The organism is Mycobacterium sp. (assembly GCF_035653355.1).
In the GTDB taxonomy this organism is placed as follows: Bacteria; Actinomycetota; Actinomycetes; order Mycobacteriales; family Mycobacteriaceae; genus Mycobacterium.
This window is the reverse complement of record NZ_DASRBZ010000563.1, coordinates 1-24,201: the sequence shown is the minus strand read 5'-3', so window position 1 is coordinate 24,201 and position 24,201 is coordinate 1. Positions and strand designations below refer to the sequence as shown.

Here is a 24,201-nt window from a genome sequence, read left to right as displayed (position 1 = left end):
CGGCCAAGAAGGCGACCAAGTCGACTGCTAGAAAGGCGACTACCAAGAGGACGACCTCGAAGGCTACGACCCGCAAGGCAGCGAGCAAGGCGCCTGCCAAGAAGTCGACCGCCAAGAAGGCGCCGGCCAAGAAATCCACTGCGAGACGCGGTCGCCGGTAAGCAGATAACAACTCACAGACGCAACACCCTTCGGAGGCGTCACCTCCGAAGGGTGTTTGCCTGTTACTTCAGCGCATTTACCGCCAGTGCGCTGCCAATGTGGTCGGCCGCAATCAGGTGACCGTCGGAGAGTGAGAGCACCCAGGTACTGCCTTTGCGGTTGCGGGATTTATCCGGACGCACCCGGTCGCGAGCGCACCACCACGCGATGAGGTCCGGAATTACCTTGCCCTGCGTGCAGATCACCGGTGTATGCCCGAGCGCGGCGATTTCCAGGATCCGGCGTCGAGTCCGTTTTGGGTTCTCGGCGTATGCCTCTTCGGTCAGCAGTGGTTCATTGCAGATCACCACACCGAGTTCTTCGGCGAGCGGTTCGACCGTCTGATGGCATCGCAATCGATCGGCGGCGTACACATCGGTGGCGCCGAACGCCGATAGTTGCCCGACAAGTGCCTCGGCCTGCGCACGGCCCTTTTTGTCCAGCGGTCGCTTGGTGTCGTCGCCGGAAAAGCGGGACTTGCTGCCGGCGGTGCCGTGCCGAACGATCAGCACAGTCTGGGTCTCGGCCGGATGTTTGGCGAACCGGCGCAAGACCTTTCGGTCCTGTGTGTAAGCGGCCTTTTTCATCGCGGCCGAAACCGGCAGCCACACGAGTTCGTCGACTTCGCTGTTGGGTGTGAATTCTCCGCCGATGCTGCGGGCCGCCCAATAGCGCACCTTCTTGACGCCTTGCTCGATCGGGTAGCTCACCGCCGCGATGCGCCGGCCAAGGTGCGCTCGGTGACCGGTTTCTTCGAAGACTTCCCGCACCGCGGTCACCGGCTCAGTTTCACCGGGATCGAGTTTTCCTTTGGGCAGCGACCAGTCGTCATAGCGGGGACGGTGGATGAGCGCGATCTCGACGCCGGTCTCGTCGTCGCCCGGCCGCCACAGCACAGCACCGGCGGCACAAACGGCTTTACCCGACGGGCGTCGCCCGTGCGACGAGCTTTGTGTCGACACCTCAACTCCTGCAGGTCAATTCGGGCCGCGTGACCACGTCGATGCGGCCGGGCGGTCATGACTGATGCGGTGTGTCAGGGGCTGCGGTGCCGCTCCATCAGCGACACCTGGTGGTCGCGCACCGTCCTCCCGTCCTGCGGCGACGCGATCCACTGCCCGTCTGACCCGAGTTCCCAGCACCGCGTGGCCGGATCCAACGCGGATTCAAACAGCTCATCCAGCTCGGCGGTCAGCCTCGGGTCCTTGACTTGGGCCAAGACCTCGACCCGTCGATCGAGATTGCGATGCATCATGTCGGCGCTGCCGATCCAGAATTCGTCGATAGCTCGGAAATGGAAGATCCGCGAGTGTTCCAGGAAACGGCCCAGAATCGAGCGGGCGACGATGTTTTCCGAGTAGCCCTCGGCGCCGGGCCGCAGTGCACAGATCCCGCGGACCACGACCTCGACGCGCACCCCTGCCTGCGACGCGCGATAGAGCGCATCGATGACCTGTTCGTCAACCAGGGCATTGAGCTTGAGCCTGATCCGCCCATTACCGGTTTCGCGGTGCGCGGCAACTTCGCGCTCGACACGCTCGATGATGCCAGCGCGAATCCCGTATGGGGCCACGAGCAGGTTGCGGTAGGACTCCTTGCGCGAATAGCCAGTGAGCGAGTTGAACAAGTCGGTGAGATCGGCGCCGATATCGGGAGCCGCTGTCAGCAGACCGACATCCTCGTAAAGCCGCGCGGTCTTGCTGTTGTAATTGCCCGTGCCGACGTGGCAGTAGCGCCGGATGGCCGATCCTTCGCGGCGCACCACCAGCGCGGTCTTGCAGTGTGTCTTCAAACCCACAAGCCCGTACACCACATGCACGCCCGCCTGCTCCAGCGTGCGCGCCCACCGGATGTTGGCTTGTTCGTCGAATCGCGCCTTGATCTCGACCAGCGCCACCACCTGCTTTCCGGCCTCGGCGGCCTCGATCAAGGCGTGGACAATCGGCGAATCACCCGAAGTGCGGTACAGCGTCTGCTTGATCGCCAAAACGTTAGGGTCGGCGGCGGCCTGTTCGATGAATCGCTGCACGCTGGTTGAGAACGAGTCATACGGGTGATGCACCAGCACATCACCTTCGCGTAGTGTCGCGAAAATGCTTTTGGGCGTTTCCCGCTCCGCGAACGCCGGCGGCGTCGCGGGCACGAACGGTGGATCCTTGAGATCCGGCCGGTCCACGTCGTAGACCTGCCACAGCGACGACAGGTCAAGCAGACCGGGCACCTCGATGACGTCACCGGGGTGCACGTCCAGTTCGCGCAGCAGCAGCTCGAGCATGCTCTCGGTCATGTCGTCAGATACCTCAAGGCGCACTGGCGATCCGAACCGGCGACGCGCCAATTCCCGCTCCAGAGCTTGCAGCAAGTCCTCGTCGCGGTCTTCTTCGACTTCGAAGTCGGCGTTGCGGGTAATGCGGAACACGTGATGCTCGACGATCTCCAAACCCGGGAACAGCACCGGAAGAAACGCCGCGATCAGTTCCTCCATCGGAAGGAAGCGCACGATCGGCTTACCGTCGGCGTCCGTGCGCCGGGCCAGTTCGACGAATCGGTCGACATTGTTGGGCACTTTGACGCGCGCGAAGTGATGTCCGCCATCCTCCGGGCGTTTGACAGTGACCGCGAGGTTCAGGCTCAACCCGCTGACGAATGGGAATGGGTGCGCGGGATCGACGGCCAGCGGCGTGAGGACTGGGAAGACCTGCTCGTGAAAGTAGGCCGACAGTTGATCGCACTCAGACTCGTCGAGATCGGCCCACGTGACGATATGGATACCTTGCTCGGCCAGCGCGGGGCGCACCGAATCAAGGAACACCCGCGCGTGTCTGGTGGCGATGTGCTGCGTCTGCTCGCCGATGCGACGTAGTTGTTCGCGCGGTGTCAGACCGTCCGCCGAGCGCACCGACAGGCCCATCTCGTCGCGGCGTTTGAGCCCGGCGACCCGCACCATATAGAACTCGTCGAGATTGGAGGCGAAGATCGCCAGGAACTTGGCCCGTTCCAACAACGGCAGCGAGGCATCGTCGGCTAGTGCAAGCACTCGCGCGTTGAAGTCCAGCCAACTCAGTTCCCGGTTCAGATACCGGTCCTCGGGAAGTTCTCTTTCAATGACTGCTGTAGTCGCAGCGGGTGGTGCCGCGGGGGCCGAGTCACCCGGATGCCACACGCTCTCTTCAGGGCGCGCCTCGGCTTCGATTTCGGTCATTTTCCGATCATTGCGCATTATCGGGCGGTGCTGCTACAACCCAGCGGACATCGGTTCACCGTTGGTGTGGTGTTCACCTTGCCGTTATGGGTCTGCGCCCGCACTGTGTCGGCGGCGATGAGGTGTTCAGCGGCGCTAGCGGGCGGCGAGGGCGCGCGCGGTGGCAGGACCGACCCCGAGACGGCGGGCCACCGCTAAGTCGTCGGGGGTGTCGATGTCGCAACGCAGACCCGGCCATGCGCCCGTGAGCTCCACTGCCCCCGAACGGCGGTGGCGCGCTGAGGAATCCGGCCCGAATTGGGGCTGAAGTGCGACACCGAACGCGCACAGCGCTGTTGTTCCGGTGCCGAGCCGGTCGGCGACGAAGCTTCGTGGATGGTTGCGCGCGGCGGCGATCGCCCCCGCTAGCTCCTGTGTCTGCAATGCCGGTAAATCGCCTTGCAGCACAACAACATTCGTTGCCGATTCAGCTACCAGTCGCTCCGCAACGGTGATCGCGTTGTTCAGTGAGTCGGGATGGCCCACCGGCGTCGGGTCGGCCAGCACGTTGGCGCCCAGCTGTGCCGCGGCAGCCGCCGCGGCGTCGTCAGGCGTGATGACCGTGATCGAACGCAGCGATTCAACCGCTGCGGCCGCGGTCAAGGTGTCGATCAGCATGGCTACCACGACGGCCTCGCGGGTCCGTGTCGAAAAAATGGGCGCGAGGCGGGTCTTGGCTAGCGCCAGCCGCTTGACGGCCACAATCAGCCCGACGTCGCCGTGACCGTCGGCCGGGGTGCCGCTCATGGGCTCATCCTGCCAGCGGTGATTGCGGCGTGTTTTGGCGCTCGCCGCGGGCTCCGTCAATGGCGCGGTCGGGGCGTTTGGCCGGTCACAGATTAGGGTGGGCGCCTGGCGCAGCATGCAGGGCATCGGGGGTGGTGATTATGGCTGGCACGGCGGGTGCGGTAGTGGTGATGGGCGCCGGCGCGTGGGGCACGGCGCTGGCCAAGGTGCTGGCCGAAGCCGGCAGTCAGGTCACCTTGTGGGCGAGACGAGCAGAGGTCGCCGACGAAATCAACGCCACCCGCTGCAACACCCGCTATCTGCCCGGCGTCCAGTTGCCCGCGCCGATCCGCGCCACCACCGACGCCGCCGAGGCGCTCAGCGGCGCGTCGACCGTACTGCTGGGTGTGCCCGCTCAGACCATGCGGGCCAATCTCGAGCAGTGGGCCGGTTTGTTTGCCGACGGCGCGACCCTGGTCAGCCTGGCCAAGGGCATCGAGCTGGACACCTTGATGCGGATGAGCCAGGTCATCGTCGCAGTCGCGGGCGTGGACCCGGACCAGGTCGCGGTGGTTTCCGGTCCCAACTTGGCCAATGAGATCGCCGCGCGGCAGCCCGCCGCCACCGTCGTCGCCTGTAGCGACTCAGGGCGCGCGGTCGCCTTACAGCGCGCACTGAACACCGGCTACTTCCGTCCATATACCAATGCCGACGTCATCGGTACCGAAATCGGCGGCGCATGCAAGAACGTCATTGCGTTGGCGTCCGGGATGGCGGCCGGTGTGGGGTTGGGGGAGAACACCGCGGCGGCGATCATCACCCGCGGGCTTGCCGAGATTATGCGGCTCGGAATTGCCCTTGGTGCCAAGGGCGCGACGCTTGCCGGGCTCGCGGGGGTTGGCGATCTGGTGGCCACGTGCACGTCGCGGCACTCGCGCAACCGCTCGTTCGGCGAGTGCCTGGGCCGGGGCGGGACGCTGCAGTCGGCCATGCAGGCGCACGACGGCCAGGTGGTCGAAGGCGTGACGTCGTGCGAATCCGTGCTGGCGCTGGCGTCGAGCTACGACGTGGAGATGCCGCTCACTGACGCCGTGCACCGCGTCTGCCATAAGGGGCTTTCCGTCGACGAAGCGGTGGTTTTGCTGCTCGGCCGCAGCACCAAGCCGGAGTAACCGCCAACCGGTCCCGTACCGGCCGGAGGAGCGTTAGGGCAGTAGCCTCTCTAGGTTGTGGGTGATCGCTACCCGTCCGCGTCGACCGGAGGCACTGAATCGGTGACTCCGCGCGGCCGCGTCCGCGTCGCCGTCGTCTACGGCGGACGCAGCAACGAACACGCGATCTCGTGCGTGTCGGCGGGCAGCATCCTGCGCAACCTGGACCCGCAACGCTTCGATGTGATCCCGGTGGGCATCACACCCGAGGGCACCTGGGTACTCACCGACGGTCGCCCGGAAACACTGGCGATCACCGACGGCCGGTTGCCTGAGGTGAGCGGGGCGTCGGGCACCGCGCTGGCGCTGGCGCAGGATCCCCGGCAGCGCGGCCAGCTGCTATCGGTGAATCCCGGGAGCGGAATGAGCGCTGGCGAGGTGCTGGCCTCCGTCGACGTCGTGTTTCCGGTGCTGCACGGCCCATACGGCGAGGACGGCACCATTCAGGGTCTGCTGGAACTGGCCGGCGTGCCCTATGTCGGTGCCGGCGTGCTGGCCAGTGCGACGGGCATGGACAAGGAATTCACCAAGAAGCTTCTGGCGGCCGAAGGGCTTCCGGTCGGTCCGTATGCGGTGCTGCGGGCGACGCAGCCGACGCTTGACCCCGAGCAGCGGCAACGTCTTGGCCTGCCCGTCTTCGTCAAACCCGCACGCGGCGGCTCGTCGATCGGTGTCAGCCGGGTGACGAGCTGGGAGCAGCTGCCGGCGGGTATCGCCGAGGCCCGCCAGCACGATCCGAAGGTGCTCGTCGAGGCCGCCGTCGCTGGCCGCGAATTGGAATGCGGAGTACTCGAATTTCCTGACGGCACCGTGCGCGCCAGCGTCGTGGGGGAGATCCGGGTGGTCGGGGTGCGGGGTCGCGAAGACCCCTTTTACGACTTCGCCAGTAAGTACCTCTACGAGGCAGCGGAGCTGGATGTGCCCGCCAAAGTCGACGACGACGTCAGCGATGCAATCCGTGAGCTCGCGATCGCCGCATTTCGTGCGATCGACTGCCAAGGGCTGGCTCGGGTCGATTTCTTCCTTACCGATGACGGGCCGTTGATCAACGAAATCAACACGATGCCCGGATTCACCACGATCTCGATGTTTCCGCGGATGTGGGCGGCGAGCGGTCTCGATTACCCCACCCTGGTGGCGACCATGGTGGAGACCGCGTTGGCTCGCGGGGTGGGTCTGCGCTAACTGGACGGCGGCCCCGGTTCGCCCAGCGGCCACTTGTTACACGCGATCCGGGCCGCAACCGTGACATAACTTCCCGCTCGACGAGCGCGCTAGGCGGGCGGCGGCGCCGGGGTGACGGGTACCGCGGCGACGGTGCGGTCGATCACCTCCGACAGCTCCTGAATCGGGGTAGGCCCCGACCCCGGCGGCAGGGTGAGCGCCACATAAACCGGCCGGTCGACCGTGTACCAAGTGCTGCGACCCGCCTCCCCCCCAGCTTGGCCCTCCACTTCTTGGAACCATTGCACGCGGTCGACGACCTGGATCGGTGAGCCCACCACAAAGTCGGCGGGTCGGTCCAGGCCGCATCGCAGCACCACCGGCTCGGCGCCGGTGCTGGACCGCCACGCGGCGGCGCCGGCAGGGGCTGGCTGCGCCACGGACGCGCGCTGGTAGTCGCCGAGCCGCTGCGGCAGCGCGCCCATCAACGCCCGACATGCCGGTTTGTCGGCCTGCGGGGCGGGAACAGCGGGAATCGCGACCGGTGGCTGGGGCGGGTGGCGGGTGGCCGCGATCGCCAGCGTGATCCCGATGGCGGCGACGGTCAACAGCAGTGCCGCGATCAGCAGTGCCCGCGGCGGGCCGTCCGTATCGGTCGCCTGCTCACTCTTCGAGTGCCCGTCCATCCGCATAGTCTCCGGCGCGGTCCAGCCGCCCGCTTAGACTCCACGTGTTCGCCGGCGGGTCGGCGGACCCAACTTACCGCAGGTCGCACCGGTATTTCACCGGGCATTGACGGGCCGGGAGGACGACGTGAGCAGCGGCGAGCCCGGTCCTACCCTCAGACAGCTCGGCGAGTTCGGCATGATCGACCGGCTGCTGGCCGGCCGTCGGCAACCGCCGACGACCGCACTAGGACCCGGCGACGACGCGGCGGTGGTGGTGACCGGCGACGGCCGTGCCGTGGTCTCGACGGACATGCTCGTGCAGGACCGGCACTTCCGGCTGGACTGGTCCACACCGGCCGATGTCGGCCGCAAGGCCGTCGCGCAAAACGCCGCCGATATCGAAGCGATGGGAGCTCGGCCGACCGCGTTCGTCGTCGGCTTCGGCGCACCGCCCGAGACCCTCACCGCGCGCGTCAGCGAGATGGCCGACGCCATGTGGGCTGAGGCCGGCAGGATCGGGGCGGGCATCGTCGGCGGAGATCTGGTGAACTGCCCGCAGTGGGTGGTCGCAGTGACGGTGCTGGGCGACCTGGACGGGGCTTCGCCGGTGCGTCGAGCAGGGGCACGGCCCGGCTCGGTGGTCGCCGTCACCGGCGAGCTCGGATATTCGGCCGCTGGATACGCCTTGTGGCGCAACGAAATCGAAGGTTTCGACGAGCTGCGGCGTCGTCATCTGGTGCCGCATCCGCCCTACGGGCAAGGTCGGGCAGCCGCCAAAGCCGGCGCGCAAGCAATGATCGACGTGTCCGACGGCCTTGTCTCCGATCTCCGGCACGTCGCCCACGCGTCCGGGGTCGGCATCGCGTTGTCCACCGCAGCACTGGCCGCCGACCACCAAGCCCTGACGACGGCCGCCGAGGCCGTGGGCGTCGACCCGTGGTCGTGGGTGCTCGGCGGGGGAGAGGACCATGCGCTGGTCGCCGCGTTCGCCGGTCCGGTTCCGGCGGGCTGGCGGGTCATCGGCCGCGTGGTCGACGGCCCGGCCCGGGTGCTGATCGACGGGGCAGAGTGGCGCGGATACGCGGGCTGGGAGTCCTTCAATGGTCGCTAGGGTAGCGGCGTGACCGTGTATGCGATCGCCCAACTCAGGTTCACCGACCGTGCCGCCTACGACCGCTATCAGGCGAAGTTCATCAAGGTCTTCTCCAAATACGCCGGAACTTTGCTCGCCGCCGACGAATCTCCGCAAGTCGTGGAAGGTCAATGGGACCGCGACAAGGTGGTGCTGATGTCGTTTCCCGACGAGGCCGCCTTCCGATCGTGGGCCGAATCGCCCGAGTACCAACATATTTCGCAGGACCGCCGTGCCGGTGCAGACACCGTGGTGTTGCTGGCGAAGGGGCTGGCGTGACAGCGCGCCCGCTCAGCGAGTTGGTCGACGACGGGTGGGCGCACGCGCTGGAACCGGTGGCGGGCCAAGTTGCGGCGATGGGTCAATTTCTGCGCGCCGAGATCGCCGCTGGGCGCCGCTACCTGCCAGCCGGACCGAATGTCTTGCGTGCCTTCACTTTTCCTTTCGATCAGGTGCGGGTGCTGATCGTCGGCCAGGATCCGTACCCAACGCCCGGACACGCGGTGGGGCTTAGCTTTTCGGTGGCCCAGCACGTCCGGCCGTTGCCGCGCAGCCTGGAGAACATCTTCGCCGAATACGCCAAAGACCTCGGCTATCCGCTGCCGTCATGCGGCGATCTGACGCCATGGGCCGAGCGCGGGGTGATGTTGCTGAACAGGGTCCTCACCGTGCAGCCCGGCAATCCGGCGTCGCACCGGGGCAAGGGCTGGGAGCCGGTCACCGAATGCGCGATCCGTGCCCTCGTGGAACGGCAGCAACCGATGGTGGCCATTTTGTGGGGCCGTGACGCGTCGACGCTAAAACCGATGCTGGCGCAGGGCGACTGCGTCGCGATCGAGTCGCCGCATCCCTCGCCGTTGTCGGCATCGCGGGGCTTCTTCGGGTCGCGACCGTTCAGCCGGGCCAACGAACTGCTGGAGAAGATGGGCGCCGAGCCCGTCGACTGGCGGCTGCCATAACCGCGCTATCCGCGAAGCGGTGGCGCAACGGTTAGCCGCGGGTGATCTTGCCCGCCTTGATGCACGAGGTGCAGACGTTGAGGCGCTGCTTGTTGCCGCCGGGACGGGTCACGGCATGCACCGTCTGAATGTTCGGGTTCCACCGGCGGCTGGTCCGGCGGTGGGAGTGCGACACCGACTTGCCGAAGCCGGGGCCCTTCCCGCAGATATCGCACACGGCGGCCATTGCGAAGCTCCTCGAGTTTCCGGGGCCAACAACCGAGCTACGGGTGACCCGACGACCTGGCCAGGATAACCGCCGCAGTGGCGAAGCGCCAAAACCATGAACAGCGCCGATACCGTATGACCAGTGCTGTCGGCGTTACTAGTTAGGCTGGCGCCACCGGAGGAGGTGGGCGAGGTGGTGTCCGATGCGGCTCAGTCGGATCGTCTGCTGGACGCATCCGCGCTGCGCGACTGGGCGCACACCGCCGTCAGCGACCTGATCGCCCACATCGACGAGATCAACCGCCTCAACGTCTTCCCGATCGCCGACGCCGACACCGGCACCAACATGCTGTTCACGATGCGCTCGGCACTGGCTGAGGCCGACATCGAAGACAGCGCCGAGGACGTGGCGCGGGTCGCGGCGGCGCTGTCGGCCGGCGCACTGCACGGTGCGCGCGGCAACTCCGGCGTGATCCTCTCCCAGATCCTGCGGGGTATCGCCGACGCCACCGCCACTGCGGCCGCACAGGCCGGTGGTGACCTACGCGATATCGACGCCACCCTGCTCGGGGCCGCACTGCGGCGCGGTGTGGGCCTCGTCGTGGGCTCGATGGGCGGACAAGAGATCGCCGGCACCATCGTCTCTGTGCTGCAGGCCGCGGCCAGAGCGGTCGAGGAGTGCGCGAACAACGGAGAGAACCTGGCACGGGCGGTAACGGCCGCATGTGATGCCGCGGTCGTCGCGCTGGAGAAAACTCCCGAGCAGCTGGGCGTGCTCGCGGACGCCGGCGTGGTCGACGCCGGCGGCCGGGGCCTGCTGGTGCTTCTCGACGCGCTCAGCGCCACCATCACCGGACGCGCGCCGGCTCGGACGGTGTACGAGCCGGCACCGCGGCAACCATCGGCTGATGCGGGGGCAGAACACCGGGGTCCGCAGTTCGAGGTGATGTATCTGCTGGGTGGTTGCGATGCCACCGGCGCCGACGCGCTGCGCGATCGGCTCGGCCAACTCGGCGAGTCCGTAGCCATCGCGGCCTCCGCATCCGACGCGGTCGGCGGCTACTCGGTGCACGTTCACACCAATGACGCCGGCGCCGCCGTGGAAGCCGGTTTGGCGTTCGGCACACCACGCCGGATCCAGATCTCGGCGCTGATCGGCGGCGGAACCGGATTGCCGCCAGGCAGCTGGGCGAAGGAGCGGGCCGTGCTGGCCGTTGTCGACGGCGACGGTGCCGCGGAGCTGTTCACCGGAGAGGGCGCATCCGTCCTGCGACCCGATCCCCAGGCGGCCGACCCGACCACGGCCGTCACCGCGCAGCAGCTGTTGCGCGCCCTGGTGGATACCGGTGCCGCCCAGGTGATGCTGTTACCCAACGGGTATGTGGCCGCCGAAGAACTCGTGGCCGGCTGCACTGCCGCCATCGGCTGGGGCATCGACGTGGTGCCCCTGCCGACCGGGTCGATGGTGCAGGGGCTGGCCGCGCTCGCCGTGCACGACCCCGACCGGCAGGCGGTCGACGACGGCTACACGATGGCCCGCGCAGCGGGCTCTGCTCGGCACGGCTCGGTGCGCATGGCGACCGAGCAGGCCCTGACCTTCGCCGGTCCGTGTCAGCCCGGCGACGGCCTAGGCATCGCAGGCGACGAGGTGTTGATCGTGGCCGAGGACATCGGCTCGGCGGCGACCGGCCTCGTGGACCTGTTACTGGCCGCCGGTGGTGAATTGGTGACGGTGTTGGTCGGCGCCGACGTGGACGCCGACGCCGTCGAATCCACACTGGAAGCCCATGTTCACGACCATCATCCGGGCAGTGAGCTGGTGAGCTACCGCACCGGGCATCGCGGCGACGCGCTACTGATCGGGGTCGAATAGCCGTGGTTGCCTTGACCGACCGGCTGGACTACATCCTCGGCGCCAAATCGGCCGACCTACTCGACGAGGTATTCGGCATCCGCACCGTCGACGACCTACTGCGTCACTATCCGCGCAGCTATGTCCAAGGTGCGACGGTGCGTGGTGTCGGCGACGAGCGGCCGCCGGCCGGCGAGCACGTCACGCTCGTCGACACGATTACCGGGGCGGTGACACGCCAGATGCCAAAGCGCCCCAAAGAGAAGTACCTGGTCATCACGATCGGGTCTGGCCGAAACAGAGTGACCGCTACGTTTTTTCACGTCAAGAAGTGGTTCGTAGAGCAGCTCAGCGTGGGAACCCGGATCATGCTGTCTGGAGAGGTGGGCTATTTCCGCGGCACCATGCAGCTCACCCATCCGGATTTCCTCGTGCTGGACTCCCCGGATGGTAAGGACCACGGCAGCAGGTCACTACGCATGATTGCTGACGCCTCGAAGAAAGTCAGCGGCGAAGTGCTGCAGTCGGCGTTCGAACGGGCCTTCTACCCGATCTATCCGGCCAGCACAAAAGTCCAAAGCTGGGACATCTACGCGTGCGTGCGCCAGGTGCTCGCGGTGCTGGACCCAGTATCCGATCCGCTGCCGGAAGCCGTGCGAGTCCGGCACGGCCTGATCTCAGAAGACCAGGCGCTGCGAGCCATACATCTCGCCGAAAGCGAAAAAGAACGCCAACGGGCGCGCGAGCGGCTGACTTTCGACGAAGCCGTCGGTCTGCAGTGGGCGCTGGTGACTCGACGGCACGGCGAGCTGTCCGAATCCGGGCCGCCGGCACCCAATCGATCGGACGGGTTGGCCGAAAAACTATTGCGGCAGTTGCCATTCGATCTCACCGCGGGCCAGCGTGAGGTGCTCGAAGTGCTACGTGGCGAGCTTGCCGCCACCCGCCCGATGAACCGCCTGCTGCAAGGGGAAGTGGGCTCCGGCAAGACGATCGTGTCGGTGTTGGCGATGCTGCAGATGGTCGACGCAGGCTATCAGTGTGCGCTGTTGGCGCCGACAGAAGTGCTTGCGGCCCAGCATGTTCGATCGATCCGCGATGTGCTGGGGCCGTTGGCGATGGGCGGGCAGCTAGGCGGTGCCGAGGACGCCACCCGGGTGGCGTTGCTGACCGGTTCTATGTCGGCGGCGCAGAAGAAACAGGTGTATGCCGATATCGCCAGCGGACAGGTGGGAATCGTCGTGGGCACGCACGCCCTGCTGCAAGGCGGGGTGGAGTTTCACCGGCTGGGCATGGTGGTCGTGGACGAGCAGCACCGTTTCGGGGTAGAGCAGCGAGGCCAGTTGCGCGCCAAGGCTCCTGCCGGCATCACACCGCATCTACTGGTGATGACGGCCACACCGATACCGCGGACCGTCGCGCTCACCGTCTACGGCGACTTGGAAACCTCTACGTTGCGCGAACTTCCGCGGGGCCGCCAGCCGATCGCGACGACCGCAATCTTTGTCAAGGACAAGCCGGCATGGCTGGAGCGCGCTTGGCGGCGCATCATCGAAGAGGTCTCGGCAGGACGCCAGGCTTACGTCGTGGCGCCGCGGATTGATGAGACCGATGATCCTGGGCAGACCGAAGAGGGCGGGCGGCCCTCGGCCACCGCAGTGGACCTCTTCACCCGGTTACGTCGCAATGAATTAGCCGACCTGCGGCTGGGTCTCATGCACGGGCGGCTTCCCGCCGAAGAAAAAGATGCCGTCATGGCGGCGTTTCGCGCCGGCGAGATCGACGTCTTGGTGTGCACCACTGTCATCGAAGTGGGGGTCGACGTGCGCAACGCCACGGTGATGCTGGTGATGGACGCCGACCGGTTCGGCATCAGCCAGTTGCATCAACTGCGGGGCCGCATCGGTCGTGGCGCGCATCCGAGCGTGTGTCTCTTGGCGAGCTGGATGTCGCCAAATTCACGGGCAGGCCGGCGACTGTGCGCGGTCGCGGAAACCCTCGACGGGTTCGCCTTGGCTGACTTGGATCTCAAAGAGCGGAGAGAAGGGGACGTCTTGGGCCGCAGCCAGTCTGGCCGGGCGATTACATTGCGACTGCTGTCGCTGGCCGAGCATCAGGAACTGATCGAGGCCGCGCGCGATTTGTGCGAGCGAATCTACGACGAGGATCCCGGCCATCCCGGATTGACGCTGTTGGGAGCGCCGTTCACCACCACCGAACGCGTCGAGTATTTGGACAAAGCATGAACAAGAGACTGCTGCTATGGCTGTCGGCGCTCGCAATGCTCGCAGTATTGGTCGCCTATCAGGTGGTGGCATCCTCGGCGGAACAGCGCGCGGATGAGTTCGCGGCGCGCGCCGACGTTCCCACGGTTCAACCGGGCACAGACGTGTTGGGCGGAATCATCGTGGTGCCGGCCAGGATCCATCGCTATGACTACCGCCGCGCGGCATTCGGGGATGCGTGGGACGACGACAACGACGCACCGCTCGGACACAACGGCTGCGATACCCGCGACGACATTCTCAACCGCGATCTCGTCGACAAAACCTACGTGTCGATCAAACGCTGCCCCGACGCCGTGGCGACCGGTACGCTGCACGACCCATACACCAACGCCACCATCAACTTTCAGCGCGGCGCCCGGGTCGGGGCATCGGTGCAGATCGACCACATCGTTCCGCTGGCTTACGCCTGGGACATGGGCGCTTACGACTGGCCGTACCCTCAGCGGCTGCGCTTTGCCAACGATCCGGCCAATCTGCTGGCCGTCTCGGGGCAGTCCAACGAAGACAAGGCCGATTCCCAACCGGCCCTGTGGATGCCGCCTAATACCGCGTTCTGGTGCCAGTACGCCGTGCAGTACATCGCTGTGCTGCGCGGTTATGCGCTGCCGGTCGACCAACCGTCCGCCGAGACATTGCGGCGCGCAGCGGCCACCTGCCCGGCGGGATGACGCTGATCTACATCCCCGTGTAGGTCAGCGGATCTTCGCGCACCCGGGTGCCGTCGTTGAGCCCGTTGAGGGCTTCCATGTGCTCGGCGGCCAACTCGAAGTCGAAGATGTCGAAATTGCTTGCGATGCGTTCCGGCTTGCCGGAGCGAAAGATCACCGAATTGCCCAATTGCAGGTTCCATCGCAGCAACACCTGCGCCGGTGTCCGGCTGTAATCGGCGGCGATGGATGTCACGGTCGGGTTGTCCAGCAGCTGGCCCAGCGCCAGGGGGCTGTAGGCCTGGGTGACCACATTGTGCTGCGCGTTGGCCTTGCGCAGCTCGGCCTGATTGAGCAGCGGGTGAAGCTCGATCTGGTTGACCGCCGGTGTGAAGAAGCTCAGGTCGATCACCGTCGACACATGCTCCTCGGTGAAATTGGAGACGCCGATCGACTTGGCGTAGCCGTCGCCGCGCACCTGGATCATGCCGCCGAAACTGTCCACGTATTTGCCAAGCTGGGGCGCCGGCCAATGGATCAGGTACAGGTCGACGTAATCCAGCCCGAGCCGTTCCAGGCTTGCTTTGCAGGCATCTTGGGAGCTGCTGAACCCCTGGTCGGAAGTGGCCAACTTGGTGGTGACGAAAAGTTCGGCCCGCGGAATCCCCGACGCTGCAATGGCCCGCCCAACCGCGGCTTCGTTGCCGTATACCGCTGCGGTATCGATGAGCCGGCAGCCGATTTCCAGAGCGGCTGACACTGCGCGCTCTGTTTCAGCGTCGGACAGTTCCGCAACCCCGAGGCCGAGCACCGGCATCGTGTACTCGTCATTGAGCGTTACAGAAGGACTAGAAAGGCTGGGGCCGCCCGGCATCACTTCACCTACCTGTGAAATTGAAGGTTCGTGGATCTGGGCCAAGCCGGGTGCCGTCGTTGAGCGAGGAGATCGACGCCATCTCGTCCGCGTTGAGTTCAAAATCGAACACGTCGAAATTACTCGCAATCCGTGCAGGGTTCACCGACTTGGGGATCACGATATTACCGAGCTGGATATGCCACCTAATCAACACCTGGGCGGGTGTCCGGCCACAGCTTTCCGCCACCGTGGTGACCGTCGGATGAGTCAGCAGCGAGCCCTGGCCTAGCGGAGCCCACGCCTCGGTGGCAATGCCGAGCTGGGCGTGCACCTCCCGCAATGCCGTCTGAGGAAAGCGCGGATGCAGCTCCACCTGATTGACAGCAGGCACGATGCCGGTGGCGTCGATAAGCACCTTCAGATGCTCGGGTTCGAAGTTGCTCACCCCGATCGAGCGGATGCGGCCCTGGTCGCGCAGATCAGCGAACGCCTTGAAGGTGTCGACGAACTTGCCCTGCGAAGGCGCTGGCCAGTGGATCAGATACAGATCCAGGTAATCGACCCCGAGCCGTTCGACGCTGGCGTCGAACGCAGCCAGGGTGCTGTCGTAGCCTTGGTCGGCGTTCCACAGCTTGGTAACCAAGTAGATTTCGTCGCGCGGTAGGCCAGATTCTGCGACCGCCAGACCGGTCTCGCGTTCGTTGTTGTACATTGCCGCGGTGTCGATGTGCCGGTAACCGGCCTGCAAGGCGGCGCGCACAGCATTTTCGGTGTCTGCGGGTGGAACCTTGAAAACGCCGAATCCGACCAGGGGGATCGAATTACCGTCGTTCAGCGTGACTAAGGGAGCTGCCATGCCGAAGAGTGTGCCAGGCGCGCCTGACCTTCACCGGTGGTCGACTCGCTTGCAGGGCACCGCCACCAATGTTGGGTTGAAGGTCATTCCGTGGATCCCGACGGGCGCCAAGCGGCTTCTCACCGGTGGGCGCTCGGTCATTATCGACGGCAACACGCTGGACCCCACGGTGCAATTGGCCTTGGCGGCGCAGCGGGCTGTCGGCATCAACGGCTTGGTCGTCGACGATGACGTGGCCGCCTCGCGGACACTGATGCGCGAGGGATGCCGGGCGCTTCCCGGTCCACAGATTCACGTCGCGGTGACCGACATGTCGATACCCGGACCGGCCGGCGACATCCCCGCTCGGCATTACCGGCCGGCCAGCGCCGAGCCGGCGCCGTTGCTGGTCTTCTACCACGGCGGTGGTTGGGTGATCGGTGACCTGGACACCCACGACGCGCTGTGCCGGTTGACATGCCGCGACGCCGACATCCACGTGCTGTCCATCGCTTACCGGCTGGCGCCGGAGCACCCTGCGCCGGCCGGGCTCGACGACGCCTACGCGGCCTTTCGGTGGGCCCATCAACACGCCGCCGAGCTCGGCGCGGTTTCGGGCAAGGTCGCAGTCGGCGGCGACAGCGCGGGCGGCAACCTGGCGGCCGTCGTGTCGCAGGTGGCCCGGGCGGACGGCGGCCCGATGCCTGCACTGCAGTGGCTCATCTACCCCAGAACCGACTTCACCGCCCGAACCCGCTCGCTGTCATTGTTCGCCGACGGCTTCTTGCTCACCAAGCGCGACATCGACTGGTTCGAAACCCAATACTTGACCGGGTCCGGAATCGAGCCGACCGATCCGCGGGTGTCGCCGTTGCTGGCTGAGGACCTGTCCGGGCTATCGCCCGCCTTGATCGCCACCGCGGGTTTCGACCCGTTGCGCGATGAGGGCGAGCATTACGCGGCCGCGCTGCGAGCCGCCGGGACCGCCGTCGACCTGCGCTCGATGAGGTCGCTGACCCACGGTTTCGCCAACTTGTTCCCGCTCGGTGGCGGCAGCGCCGTCGCCACCGCCGAGCTGGTCTCGGCGCTGCGCGCACACCTTAGCCGGGTCTGACCCAGTCGCCGGTACTCTAGAGGCGCTATCGCCGACCATCGAAGGTGAGGATCAGCAAATCTGTGGCCAGCAAAGCTAACCGCCCCGCGCGCTACGACTTGAAGAGCGCCGACCGCAGGCGAAATCTGCTCATCCAGATCGGGCTCACCGGAATTGTGGTGCTCTTCGCGGTCGGCCTGGTGCTCTATATCGTGATGGCCCACGGCCACAAGCCGTCGTCCGGCAAGCCGGTGCGGGTGACTTCCAGCAAGCTCGTCACCAAGGACGGAACCAAAGACCCCAAAGCGGTCGTGGCGTTCTACGAAGATTTCCTGTGCCCGGCCTGCGGCAACTTCGAGCGGACGTTCGGCCCGACCGTGTCCAAGCTCATCGACAGCGGCGCCATCGCCGCCGACTACTACATGGTCGGCATCCTCGACAGTTCCCGCAACGACAACTATTCGTCGCGAGCCGGTGCCGCGGCCTACTGCGTGGCCGACGAATCGATCGACGCATTCCGGCGCTTCCACACCGCGTTGTTCACCAAGGACCTGCAGCCCTCCGAGACCGGCAAGACGTTTCCCGACAACGCGCGGTTGATCGAGATCGCCCGCGAAGCAGGTGCGGCCGGCAAGGTCCCCGACTGCGTCAACAGCGGTAAGTACGTCCCAACCATCGACGGCATGGCGTCGGCCACCGGCATTCACGCCACCCCGACGATCCGCATCAACGGTCAGGACTACGAACCGACAACGCCGCAGGCGCTGGTCGCCAAGATCAAAGAAATCGTCGGCGACGTCCCGGGCCTCGACACGGCTGTCAGCCCAGCCGCGTCGTGACAGTCGCGGTGTCGGCGCAACCCGCACAGCCGGCCGACGATCTGGCGGCGCCATCGGTCTCGGTGGCGTTGCCCAGCGCATGGTGGGTGCTGATCGCCGGGGTCATCGGCTTGATCGCGTCGGTGATGCTGACGGTGGAAAAGATCAAGGTTCTGACTAATCCGTCGTATGTACCGTCGTGCAACTTCAACCCGGTGGTGTCGTGCGGATCGGTGATGGCGACCCCGCAGGCGTCGGTGCTGGGTTTTCCGAACCCGCTGATCGGCATCGCCGCGTTCACTGTGGTCGTCGTGACCGGTGGGCTTGCGGTGACGAAAGTGGCGCTGCCACAATGGTATTGGATCGGACTAGCCGCCGGGACACTGGCCGGTGTTGTGTTCGTGCACTGGCTGATCTTCCAAAGCCTGTACCGGATCGGCGCGCTGTGCCCGTATTGCATGGTTGTCTGGGCGGTCACCATTCCGCTGTTGGTGGTGGTTGCGTCAATCGCGTTTCGATCGGCGGACAGTGCCAGCGCGGTAGGGCACACGCTCTACCGTTGGCGGTGGTCGATCACCGTGCTGTGGTTCACCGCGGTCATCTTGCTGATCCTCGTTCGGTTCTGGGACTACTGGTCGACACTCCTCTAGCTCGACGACAAGGGCGGTGATCTGCTGGTGGTGGTGAACTGACGCGGATCATTGCCGGTGCCGCCCGCGGGCGGCGTCTCGCGGTCCCGCCGCGCGGAACCAGGCCGACCACCGACCGGGTGCGCGAGTCGTTGTTCAACATCTTGACCGCGCACCTGGAGTTGACCGGGTTGTCGGTGCTCGACCTGTATGCGGGCTCCGGCGCGCTTGGGCTGGAGGCGTTATCACGCGGAGCCGCATCGGCGCTGTTCGTCGAGTCGGATCAGCGGACCGCGGCGGTGCTCGCCCGCAACATCGAGACTCTCGCCCTGCCGGGTGCGACGCTGCGCCGCAGCACCGTGGCATCAGCCGTGGCCGCTGGTGCGGACCACCCGGTGGACCTGGTGCTGGCAGATCCGCCATATGACGTCGACACCGCCGAAATCGACTCCGTGTTGGCTACATTGACCGCGCGCGGGTGGGCGGTTCCGGGAACCGTGGCGGCAGTAGAGCGCGCCGCCGCCAGCACGCCGCTGACGTGGCCGGCCGGATGGCGTGCCTGGCCGCACCGGGTTTACGGCGACACCCGGCTGGAACTCGCCGACCTGAGCGGGTCTGAGAGTTGAGGAGCTGCTGCTACCGTCATCGGTCATGACCGCCGGCGACGATGCAGAGCGCAGCGACGAGAAGGAGCGGCGCATATGAGCGGCGCGGTATGCCCGGGATCGTTCGACCCGGTGACATTGGGCCACATCGACATTTTCGAACGCGCCGCCGCGCAGTTCGACGATGTGGTCGTCGCCATCCTCGCCAACCCGGCGAAAAAGAGCATGTTCGAACTCGACGAGAGGATCGCGATGATCAACGAGTCGACGACGCACCTGCCCAATCTGCGGGTGGAGGCCGGGGAAGGCCTGGTGGTCGACTTCGTCAGGGCGCGCGGCATGACCGCGATCGTCAAAGGCCTGCGTACTGGCACCGACTTCGAATACGAGCTGCAGATGGCGCAGATGAACAAGCACATCGCCGGTGTGGATACGTTTTTCGTGGCGACCACGCCGCAGTATTCGTTCGTGTCATCGTCGCTGGCCAAAGAAGTTGCGATGCTCGGCGGCGACGTGTCCGATCTGCTGCCCGAACCGGTGAACCGCCGCCTGGCCGAGAAGCTGCGCGCGCACAACGGCTAGCGGGAACTGCCGACCGCAGCGTGGAAACGCCTGAAAGAATTTGTGCTGCAAGGCGACGCTAGTGGCAGTGATTGTGCTGACCGTGGTCGTGTTCCGCGTCGGGGGAGCCGCCCATCATGCGAAGCATCGGGACGCCGCCAGTGGCTACGAATCGCACAACCAGAATCACGGCGATGGCGACGAACACAATGTTCAGCCACGTGGTGTAGTTCCACGAGATTCCAGCGTGCATCACCGTTGCATTGCGGTGATCGGGAACCAAATGCGCTGCGTCGAAAAGCATTTCGACGAGATAGCCAGCGGCGACCATCGAGGCGTAGAACGTGCCCAGCAGCGTCAGCATCATCGCTGTGCCGTAGTACTTCCGGTAGATGTTGAGGATGGGCAGGATCAGCAGGTCAGCGAAGATGAATGCGACCACACCGCCAAAACTTATGCCTCCGTTCCACAGCACCGCGGCTAGTGGCACATTCCCGATCGAGCAGACAAACGACGCGATGGCCACAATGGGCCCCACGATTGGTCCCCACAGGCCCGACACGATGGGATGGTGTGTGAAAAAGAAAGCTTGCCAAAATGATTCGGGTACCCAGGCCGCGATGGCGCCGGCGATCAACAGTCCCAGCACAAGGTCACGCAGGATCGCCGCCCATTCCATGGCGAATACATGGGAAACCGAGGTAAAGCCCTGGGGCGAAAAGAGCCGCCGCCAAAATGAGCCTTCGCCTTGAACCGACATGTCCATCGCGGCATGGCCTTCCATGACACCCGCGACTCCGCGCTCGGCCTGCCGGCGGGCGGCGTCGATGAGTCGCGAGCGCACGAACAGCCGGAACAACACAGCCAAGATCACGATCATCAGCGGGCCCCCGACGAATTCAGCCGCGGTGAACTGCCAACCCATCAGCAAGGCCAAAATGATGCCCAGTTCGGCTACCAGATTGGTAGAGCCGATTTCGAATGCCATCGCGGCGGTGAAATCGGCGCCCTTGCGGAACAGCGACCGGGCCAACGCCACCGCGGCGTAGGAACACGACGACGATGCAGCACCCAACCCGGTTGCCACCGCCAGGGTGCGGGGACTGTCGTTTCCGAGCAGGGCCACGATCGTCGAACGGCGCACGACTGCCTGCACCAGTGCGGAAAGAAGGAATCCCAGTACCAGCGCCCAGAGGATTTCCCACGTCATCGAGCCCGCCAGCGCCAAGGCGTGCCCGGCCGCATTCAGCACTCTGTCCAACAGATCCTCCTCGTTACCCGCTCGGGCCCGACATCATGCTAACCACGCCGTCCCGATACCCGGGCGGGGTATACACGCGACTGCACCAGCGTCGGCGTCGTTGCCGCTGATCCGGCGAGGCCGACATAATGGCGCCGGGTGTGCAGGTGAGCTGCCGTGCTCCGGAGCGGCCAATGTCCGACACACCGGGCCCGGCAGCACAGTCACAGGTATAACAGCAGGCACACTGGTAACAACAACGATGCCGGGAGGGTGTTGCCGTGTACCGAGTGTTTGAAGCGCTGGACGAGCTTAGCGCGATCGTCGAGGAAGCCCGCGGTGTGCCGATGACCGCCGGCTGTGTGGTGCCCCGCGGCGACGTGTTGGAGCTGATCGACGACATCAAGGACGCGATCCCCGGCGAACTCGACGACGCCCAAGATGTGCTCGATGCGCGCGATTCGATGCTGCAGGAGGCCAAGGCCCACGCCGACGCCATGGTTTCTTCGGCAACTACTGAGTCGGAGTCGATGCTGAACCACGCACGCGCCGAGGCGGACCGAATCTTGTCCGAGGCCAAGGCGCAGGCCGACCGCATGGTCGGTGAGGCCCGCCAGCACAGCGAGCGGATGGTCAGCGAAGCACGCGAGGAGGCGGTCCGCATGGCGGCCTCAGCGAAACGCGAGTACGACGCCAGCACCAGCCGGGCCAAGGCCGAATGTGACCGGCTGGTCGAAAGCGGCAACATTTCCTACGAGAAGGCTGTGCAAGAAGGCATCAAAGAACAGCAGCGGCTGGTGTCGCAAACGGAAGTGGTGCAGGCGGCCCACGCGGAGGCCACCCGCTTGATCGACGCGGCGCACGCCGAAGCGGACCGGCTGCGCGGCGAGTGCGACATCTACGTCGACAGCAAGCTCGCCGAGTTTGAGGATTACCTCAACGGCACACTGCGCTCGGTAAGCCGTGGTCGTCACCAACTGCGGACGGCCGCCGGCACCCACGACTACGCCACCCGGTAACGCGAGCAGCTAGCCCCATGGTCCGCGGCGTTAGGTTGCCGGGACCGTAGGATTGGGCTATGGCGAGGCAGCACAGCTCAACCGCACAGCGACCGCCGATCTCGCCGCTGATTGTCAACATCGCACGGCTTGGCCGGCGTCCCGGCGCGATGTTCGCGCTGCATCAGACTGTGAGGAGTCCTTCCCGGATCGGGGTGGAGCTGATCGCTATCCAGCGCGGTGCGCCGCTGGAACTGGATCTGCGGGTCGAGTCGGTGTCGGAAGGGGTGCTGGTCACCGGCACGGTGGCGGCGCCGACGACGGGCGAGTGTGCGCGTTGCCTAACGGCAGTCAGCGGACGGGTACAGGTCGACCTGACTGAACTGTTCGCGTATCCGGATAGCCTGACCGACGAGACCACAGATGAGGACGAGGTCGGACGGGTCGTCAACGACACCGTCGACTTGGAGCAGTCGATCATCGATGCGGTCGGCTTGGAATTGCCCTTCTCGCCGGTGTGCCAGGCCGATTGCCCGGGCTTGTGCCCGGAATGCGGTATCCCGTTGGCGACCGCTGAGCTGGGTCATCACCACGACCTCATCGACCCGCGCTGGGCCAAGCTGTCTGGACTGCTCGATGCAGCTGAGGGCGACCGGTGACGCGGCCGCACCAGCCGCTGCTCGATGCACTGGGAGTCGACGTGCCCGACGAGTTGCTGTCGTTGGCGTTGACGCATCGCAGCTATGCCTACGAGCACGGCGGTCTGCCCACCAACGAGCGCCTGGAGTTTCTCGGTGACGCGGTCCTGGGCCTGACCATCACCGATGAGCTGTTTCATCGCCACCCAGACCGGTCCGAGGGCGACCTCGCCAAGCTGCGCGCCAGTGTCGTCAACACCCAGGCGTTGGCCGATGTGGCACGCAAGTTGACGGATCAGGGTCTCGGCGCGCACATGCTGCTCGGCCGCGGTGAGGCAAACACCGGTGGAGCCGACAAGTCCAGCATCCTGGCCGACGGGATGGAATCGTTGCTGGGTGCCATCTACCTGCACCACGGCATCGACACAGCACGCGAGGTGATTCTGCGGTTGTTCGGCCCGCTGCTGGACGCCGCGCCCACGCTGGGCGCAGGGCTGGATTGGAAGACCAGCCTGCAGGAGCTGACCGCAGCGCGCGGCCTGGGCGCACCGTCATACGTGGTGACCTCTACCGGCCCCGACCACGACAAGGAGTTCACCGCTGTCGTCGTCGTGATGGACACCGAATACGGCACCGGGGTAGGCCGCTCCAAGAAGGAAGCCGAGCAAAAGGCCGCGGCCGCGGCCTGGAACGCGCTCGACAGCGCCTGATCTAGATGCCCGAACTGCCTGAAGTCGAGGTGGTGCGGCGCGGCTTGCAGGCTCATGTGGTGGGGAAGGCCATCACGGCGGTCCGAGTCCACCACCCCCGCGCAGTGCGCCGCCACGAGGCCGGCCCGGCCGACCTGAGCGCGCGGTTGCTCGGCGCGCGCATCACCGGCACCGATCGTCGCGGCAAGTATCTATGGCTGACATTGGATGAGGCAGACACCGCCCTGGTGGTTCATCTCGGCATGAGCGGACAGATGCTGCTGGGTGCCGTTCCGAATACCGCCCACCTGCGCATTGCGACAGTGCTCGACGACGGGACGCTATTGAGCTTCGTCGACCAGCGCACGTTCGGCGGCTGGCTGCTGGCGGATCTGGTAACGGTTGACGGCAGCGCGGTGCCCGTTCCTGTCGCGCACCTGGCCCGCGACCCATTGGACCCTCAGTTCGATGCTGACGCGGTGGTTAATGTGTTGCGGCGCAAGCATTCCGAGATCAAGCGTCAGCTGCTCGACCAGACCGTGGTGTCGGGGATCGGGAACATCTACGCCGACGAAGCACTATGGCGGGCCAAGGTGCACGGCTCACGTGTGGCCGCCACGCTGTCCCGCCGGCAGCTGACGGCGGTGCTGCAAGCCGCCGCGGAGGTCATGCGCGACGCGCTGGCGCAAGGTGGCACCTCGTTCGATTCGCTTTATGTCAACGTCAACGGGGAGTCCGGCTACTTCGACCGCTCGCTGGACGCCTATGGCCGGGAAGGGAAGAACTGCCGGCGCTGCGGCGCGGTGATCCGCCGCGAAAAGTTCATGAACCGCTCGTCGTTCTACTGCCCGCGGTGCCAGCCGCGGCCTCGGCTTCGGCGGTGACCTGTCTCATTGCGCGAGCGGGCGTGTTTGTACACCGACACGCCGTAAACGCCGTCAAC

25 protein-coding genes are annotated in these 24,201 nt (G+C 65.8%); 17 read left to right on the top strand and 8 right to left on the bottom strand.

Going from position 1 to position 24,201, the window contains the following annotated elements; all coding sequences use genetic code 11:
• Window positions 1-224: 224 nt before the first annotated feature.
• The 3 genes from VFA16_RS19450 to cofC all read right to left on the bottom strand — a co-directional run bounded on the left by VFA16_RS19450 (window position 225) and on the right by cofC (window position 4,189).
• Window positions 225-1,163: a bifunctional NUDIX hydrolase/histidine phosphatase family protein gene (locus tag VFA16_RS19450; RefSeq protein WP_324969386.1), complete on the bottom strand. Its 939-nt coding sequence runs from the start codon at window positions 1,161-1,163 to the stop codon at window positions 225-227.
• 74 nt (window positions 1,164-1,237) lie between these two features.
• Entirely contained in the window at window positions 1,238-3,424 is a 2,187-nt protein-coding gene (locus tag VFA16_RS19445) for an RNA degradosome polyphosphate kinase (protein ID WP_324969392.1), read from the bottom strand.
• Window positions 3,425-3,538: 114 nt separating this feature from the next.
• On the bottom strand, window positions 3,539-4,189 hold the full coding sequence (gene cofC, locus VFA16_RS19440) for a 2-phospho-L-lactate guanylyltransferase (RefSeq protein WP_324969385.1): 651 nt from the start codon (window positions 4,187-4,189) through the stop codon (window positions 3,539-3,541).
• A gap of 140 nt (window positions 4,190-4,329) precedes the next feature.
• Between cofC and VFA16_RS19435 the strand changes: the two genes are divergently transcribed.
• On the top strand, window positions 4,330-5,340 hold the full coding sequence (locus VFA16_RS19435; RefSeq protein WP_324969384.1) for an NAD(P)H-dependent glycerol-3-phosphate dehydrogenase: 1,011 nt from the start codon (window positions 4,330-4,332) through the stop codon (window positions 5,338-5,340).
• A 102-nt stretch (window positions 5,341-5,442) separates the two neighbouring features.
• Window positions 5,443-6,564 carry a D-alanine--D-alanine ligase family protein gene (locus VFA16_RS19430; protein ID WP_324969391.1) on the top strand — a complete coding sequence of 374 codons (1,122 nt, stop codon included), beginning with the start codon at window positions 5,443-5,445 and terminating at the stop codon, window positions 6,562-6,564.
• 89 nt (window positions 6,565-6,653) lie between these two features.
• Here the strand turns inward: VFA16_RS19430 and VFA16_RS19425 are convergent, their stop codons facing one another.
• The gene (locus VFA16_RS19425) at window positions 6,654-7,229 is read right to left on the bottom strand and encodes a DUF3515 domain-containing protein (protein WP_324969383.1); all 576 of its coding nucleotides are present in this window, start codon (window positions 7,227-7,229) and stop codon (window positions 6,654-6,656) included.
• Window positions 7,230-7,356: 127 nt separating this feature from the next.
• Here VFA16_RS19425 and VFA16_RS19420 point away from each other — a divergent pair, with 127 nt between their 5' ends.
• The 3 genes from VFA16_RS19420 to VFA16_RS19410 are packed head-to-tail and all read left to right on the top strand — an operon-like array spanning window position 7,357 to window position 9,302.
• Window positions 7,357-8,322, top strand: a complete 966-nt coding sequence (locus VFA16_RS19420; RefSeq protein WP_324969382.1) for a thiamine-phosphate kinase — start codon at window positions 7,357-7,359, stop codon at window positions 8,320-8,322.
• Between the two features lie 9 nt (window positions 8,323-8,331).
• A complete protein-coding gene (locus VFA16_RS19415; protein WP_324969381.1) occupies window positions 8,332-8,622 on the top strand; it encodes a DUF1330 domain-containing protein in 291 nt (96 codons plus the stop codon).
• Window positions 8,619-9,302, top strand: coding sequence for a uracil-DNA glycosylase (locus VFA16_RS19410; protein ID WP_324969380.1), 684 nt, complete (start codon window positions 8,619-8,621; stop codon window positions 9,300-9,302). The genes VFA16_RS19415 and VFA16_RS19410 overlap by 4 nt, the downstream gene beginning before the upstream one ends.
• A gap of 31 nt (window positions 9,303-9,333) precedes the next feature.
• On the opposite strand, the gene rpmB is transcribed toward VFA16_RS19410, so the two are convergent.
• Window positions 9,334-9,528 carry a 50S ribosomal protein L28 gene (rpmB, locus tag VFA16_RS19405; protein ID WP_324969379.1) on the bottom strand — a complete coding sequence of 65 codons (195 nt, stop codon included), beginning with the start codon at window positions 9,526-9,528 and terminating at the stop codon, window positions 9,334-9,336.
• A 165-nt stretch (window positions 9,529-9,693) separates the two neighbouring features.
• Here rpmB and VFA16_RS19400 point away from each other — a divergent pair, with 165 nt between their 5' ends.
• Genes VFA16_RS19400 through VFA16_RS19390 form a run of 3 tightly spaced genes read left to right on the top strand, consistent with a single transcriptional unit; the run spans window position 9,694 to window position 14,317 of the window.
• Entirely contained in the window at window positions 9,694-11,382 is a 1,689-nt protein-coding gene (locus VFA16_RS19400) for a DAK2 domain-containing protein (protein ID WP_414687765.1), read from the top strand.
• A gap of 2 nt (window positions 11,383-11,384) precedes the next feature.
• Window positions 11,385-13,607, top strand: coding sequence for an ATP-dependent DNA helicase RecG (recG, locus tag VFA16_RS19395; RefSeq protein ID WP_324969378.1), 2,223 nt, complete (start codon window positions 11,385-11,387; stop codon window positions 13,605-13,607).
• Window positions 13,604-14,317, top strand: a complete 714-nt coding sequence (locus tag VFA16_RS19390) for an HNH endonuclease family protein (RefSeq protein WP_324969377.1) — start codon at window positions 13,604-13,606, stop codon at window positions 14,315-14,317. Before recG ends, VFA16_RS19390 begins: the two co-directional genes overlap by 4 nt.
• A 7-nt stretch (window positions 14,318-14,324) precedes the next feature.
• On the opposite strand, the gene VFA16_RS19385 is transcribed toward VFA16_RS19390, so the two are convergent.
• Both VFA16_RS19385 and VFA16_RS19380 read right to left on the bottom strand, forming a co-directional pair.
• On the bottom strand, window positions 14,325-15,170 hold the full coding sequence (locus tag VFA16_RS19385) for an aldo/keto reductase (protein WP_324969376.1): 846 nt from the start codon (window positions 15,168-15,170) through the stop codon (window positions 14,325-14,327).
• A 4-nt stretch (window positions 15,171-15,174) separates the two neighbouring features.
• Complete coding sequence (locus VFA16_RS19380; RefSeq protein ID WP_324969375.1) at window positions 15,175-16,008, bottom strand: aldo/keto reductase; 834 nt, start codon at window positions 16,006-16,008, stop codon at window positions 15,175-15,177.
• Here VFA16_RS19380 and VFA16_RS19375 point away from each other — a divergent pair.
• From VFA16_RS19375 to coaD, 5 genes are all read left to right on the top strand, one after another.
• A complete protein-coding gene (locus VFA16_RS19375) occupies window positions 16,007-17,101 on the top strand; it encodes an alpha/beta hydrolase (RefSeq protein WP_324969374.1) in 1,095 nt (364 codons plus the stop codon). The two genes, VFA16_RS19380 and VFA16_RS19375, sit on opposite strands and share 2 nt — an antisense overlap.
• Window positions 17,102-17,145: 44 nt before the next feature.
• Window positions 17,146-17,919 (top strand): DsbA family protein, encoded by a 774-nt coding sequence (locus VFA16_RS19370; protein ID WP_414687764.1) that lies wholly within the window; start codon window positions 17,146-17,148, stop codon window positions 17,917-17,919.
• Window positions 17,916-18,548, top strand: coding sequence for a vitamin K epoxide reductase family protein (locus VFA16_RS19365; protein ID WP_414687763.1), 633 nt, complete (start codon window positions 17,916-17,918; stop codon window positions 18,546-18,548). Before VFA16_RS19370 ends, VFA16_RS19365 begins: the two co-directional genes overlap by 4 nt.
• Window positions 18,549-18,586: 38 nt before the next feature.
• Window positions 18,587-19,153 (top strand): 16S rRNA (guanine(966)-N(2))-methyltransferase RsmD, encoded by a 567-nt coding sequence (gene rsmD / locus VFA16_RS19360; protein ID WP_324969388.1) that lies wholly within the window; start codon window positions 18,587-18,589, stop codon window positions 19,151-19,153.
• A 75-nt stretch (window positions 19,154-19,228) separates the two neighbouring features.
• Complete coding sequence (gene coaD, locus VFA16_RS19355; protein WP_324969372.1) at window positions 19,229-19,714, top strand: pantetheine-phosphate adenylyltransferase; 486 nt, start codon at window positions 19,229-19,231, stop codon at window positions 19,712-19,714.
• Between the two features lie 58 nt (window positions 19,715-19,772).
• On the opposite strand, the gene VFA16_RS19350 is transcribed toward coaD, so the two are convergent.
• Window positions 19,773-20,954, bottom strand: coding sequence for a permease (locus VFA16_RS19350; protein ID WP_414687762.1), 1,182 nt, complete (start codon window positions 20,952-20,954; stop codon window positions 19,773-19,775).
• A 260-nt stretch (window positions 20,955-21,214) separates the two neighbouring features.
• Between VFA16_RS19350 and sepIVA the strand changes: the two genes are divergently transcribed.
• Genes sepIVA through mutM form a run of 4 tightly spaced genes read left to right on the top strand, consistent with a single transcriptional unit; the run spans window position 21,215 to window position 24,142 of the window.
• Window positions 21,215-21,952 (top strand): cell division protein SepIVA, encoded by a 738-nt coding sequence (sepIVA, locus tag VFA16_RS19345; protein WP_324969371.1) that lies wholly within the window; start codon window positions 21,215-21,217, stop codon window positions 21,950-21,952.
• Between the two features lie 59 nt (window positions 21,953-22,011).
• Window positions 22,012-22,590 carry a DUF177 domain-containing protein gene (locus tag VFA16_RS19340; protein WP_324969370.1) on the top strand — a complete coding sequence of 193 codons (579 nt, stop codon included), beginning with the start codon at window positions 22,012-22,014 and terminating at the stop codon, window positions 22,588-22,590.
• Window positions 22,587-23,279, top strand: a complete 693-nt coding sequence (rnc, locus tag VFA16_RS19335) for a ribonuclease III (RefSeq protein ID WP_324969369.1) — start codon at window positions 22,587-22,589, stop codon at window positions 23,277-23,279. The genes VFA16_RS19340 and rnc overlap by 4 nt, the downstream gene beginning before the upstream one ends.
• A gap of 5 nt (window positions 23,280-23,284) precedes the next feature.
• On the top strand, window positions 23,285-24,142 hold the full coding sequence (gene mutM, locus VFA16_RS19330; RefSeq protein WP_324969368.1) for a DNA-formamidopyrimidine glycosylase: 858 nt from the start codon (window positions 23,285-23,287) through the stop codon (window positions 24,140-24,142).
• The last annotated feature ends 59 nt before the right edge of the window (window positions 24,143-24,201 follow it).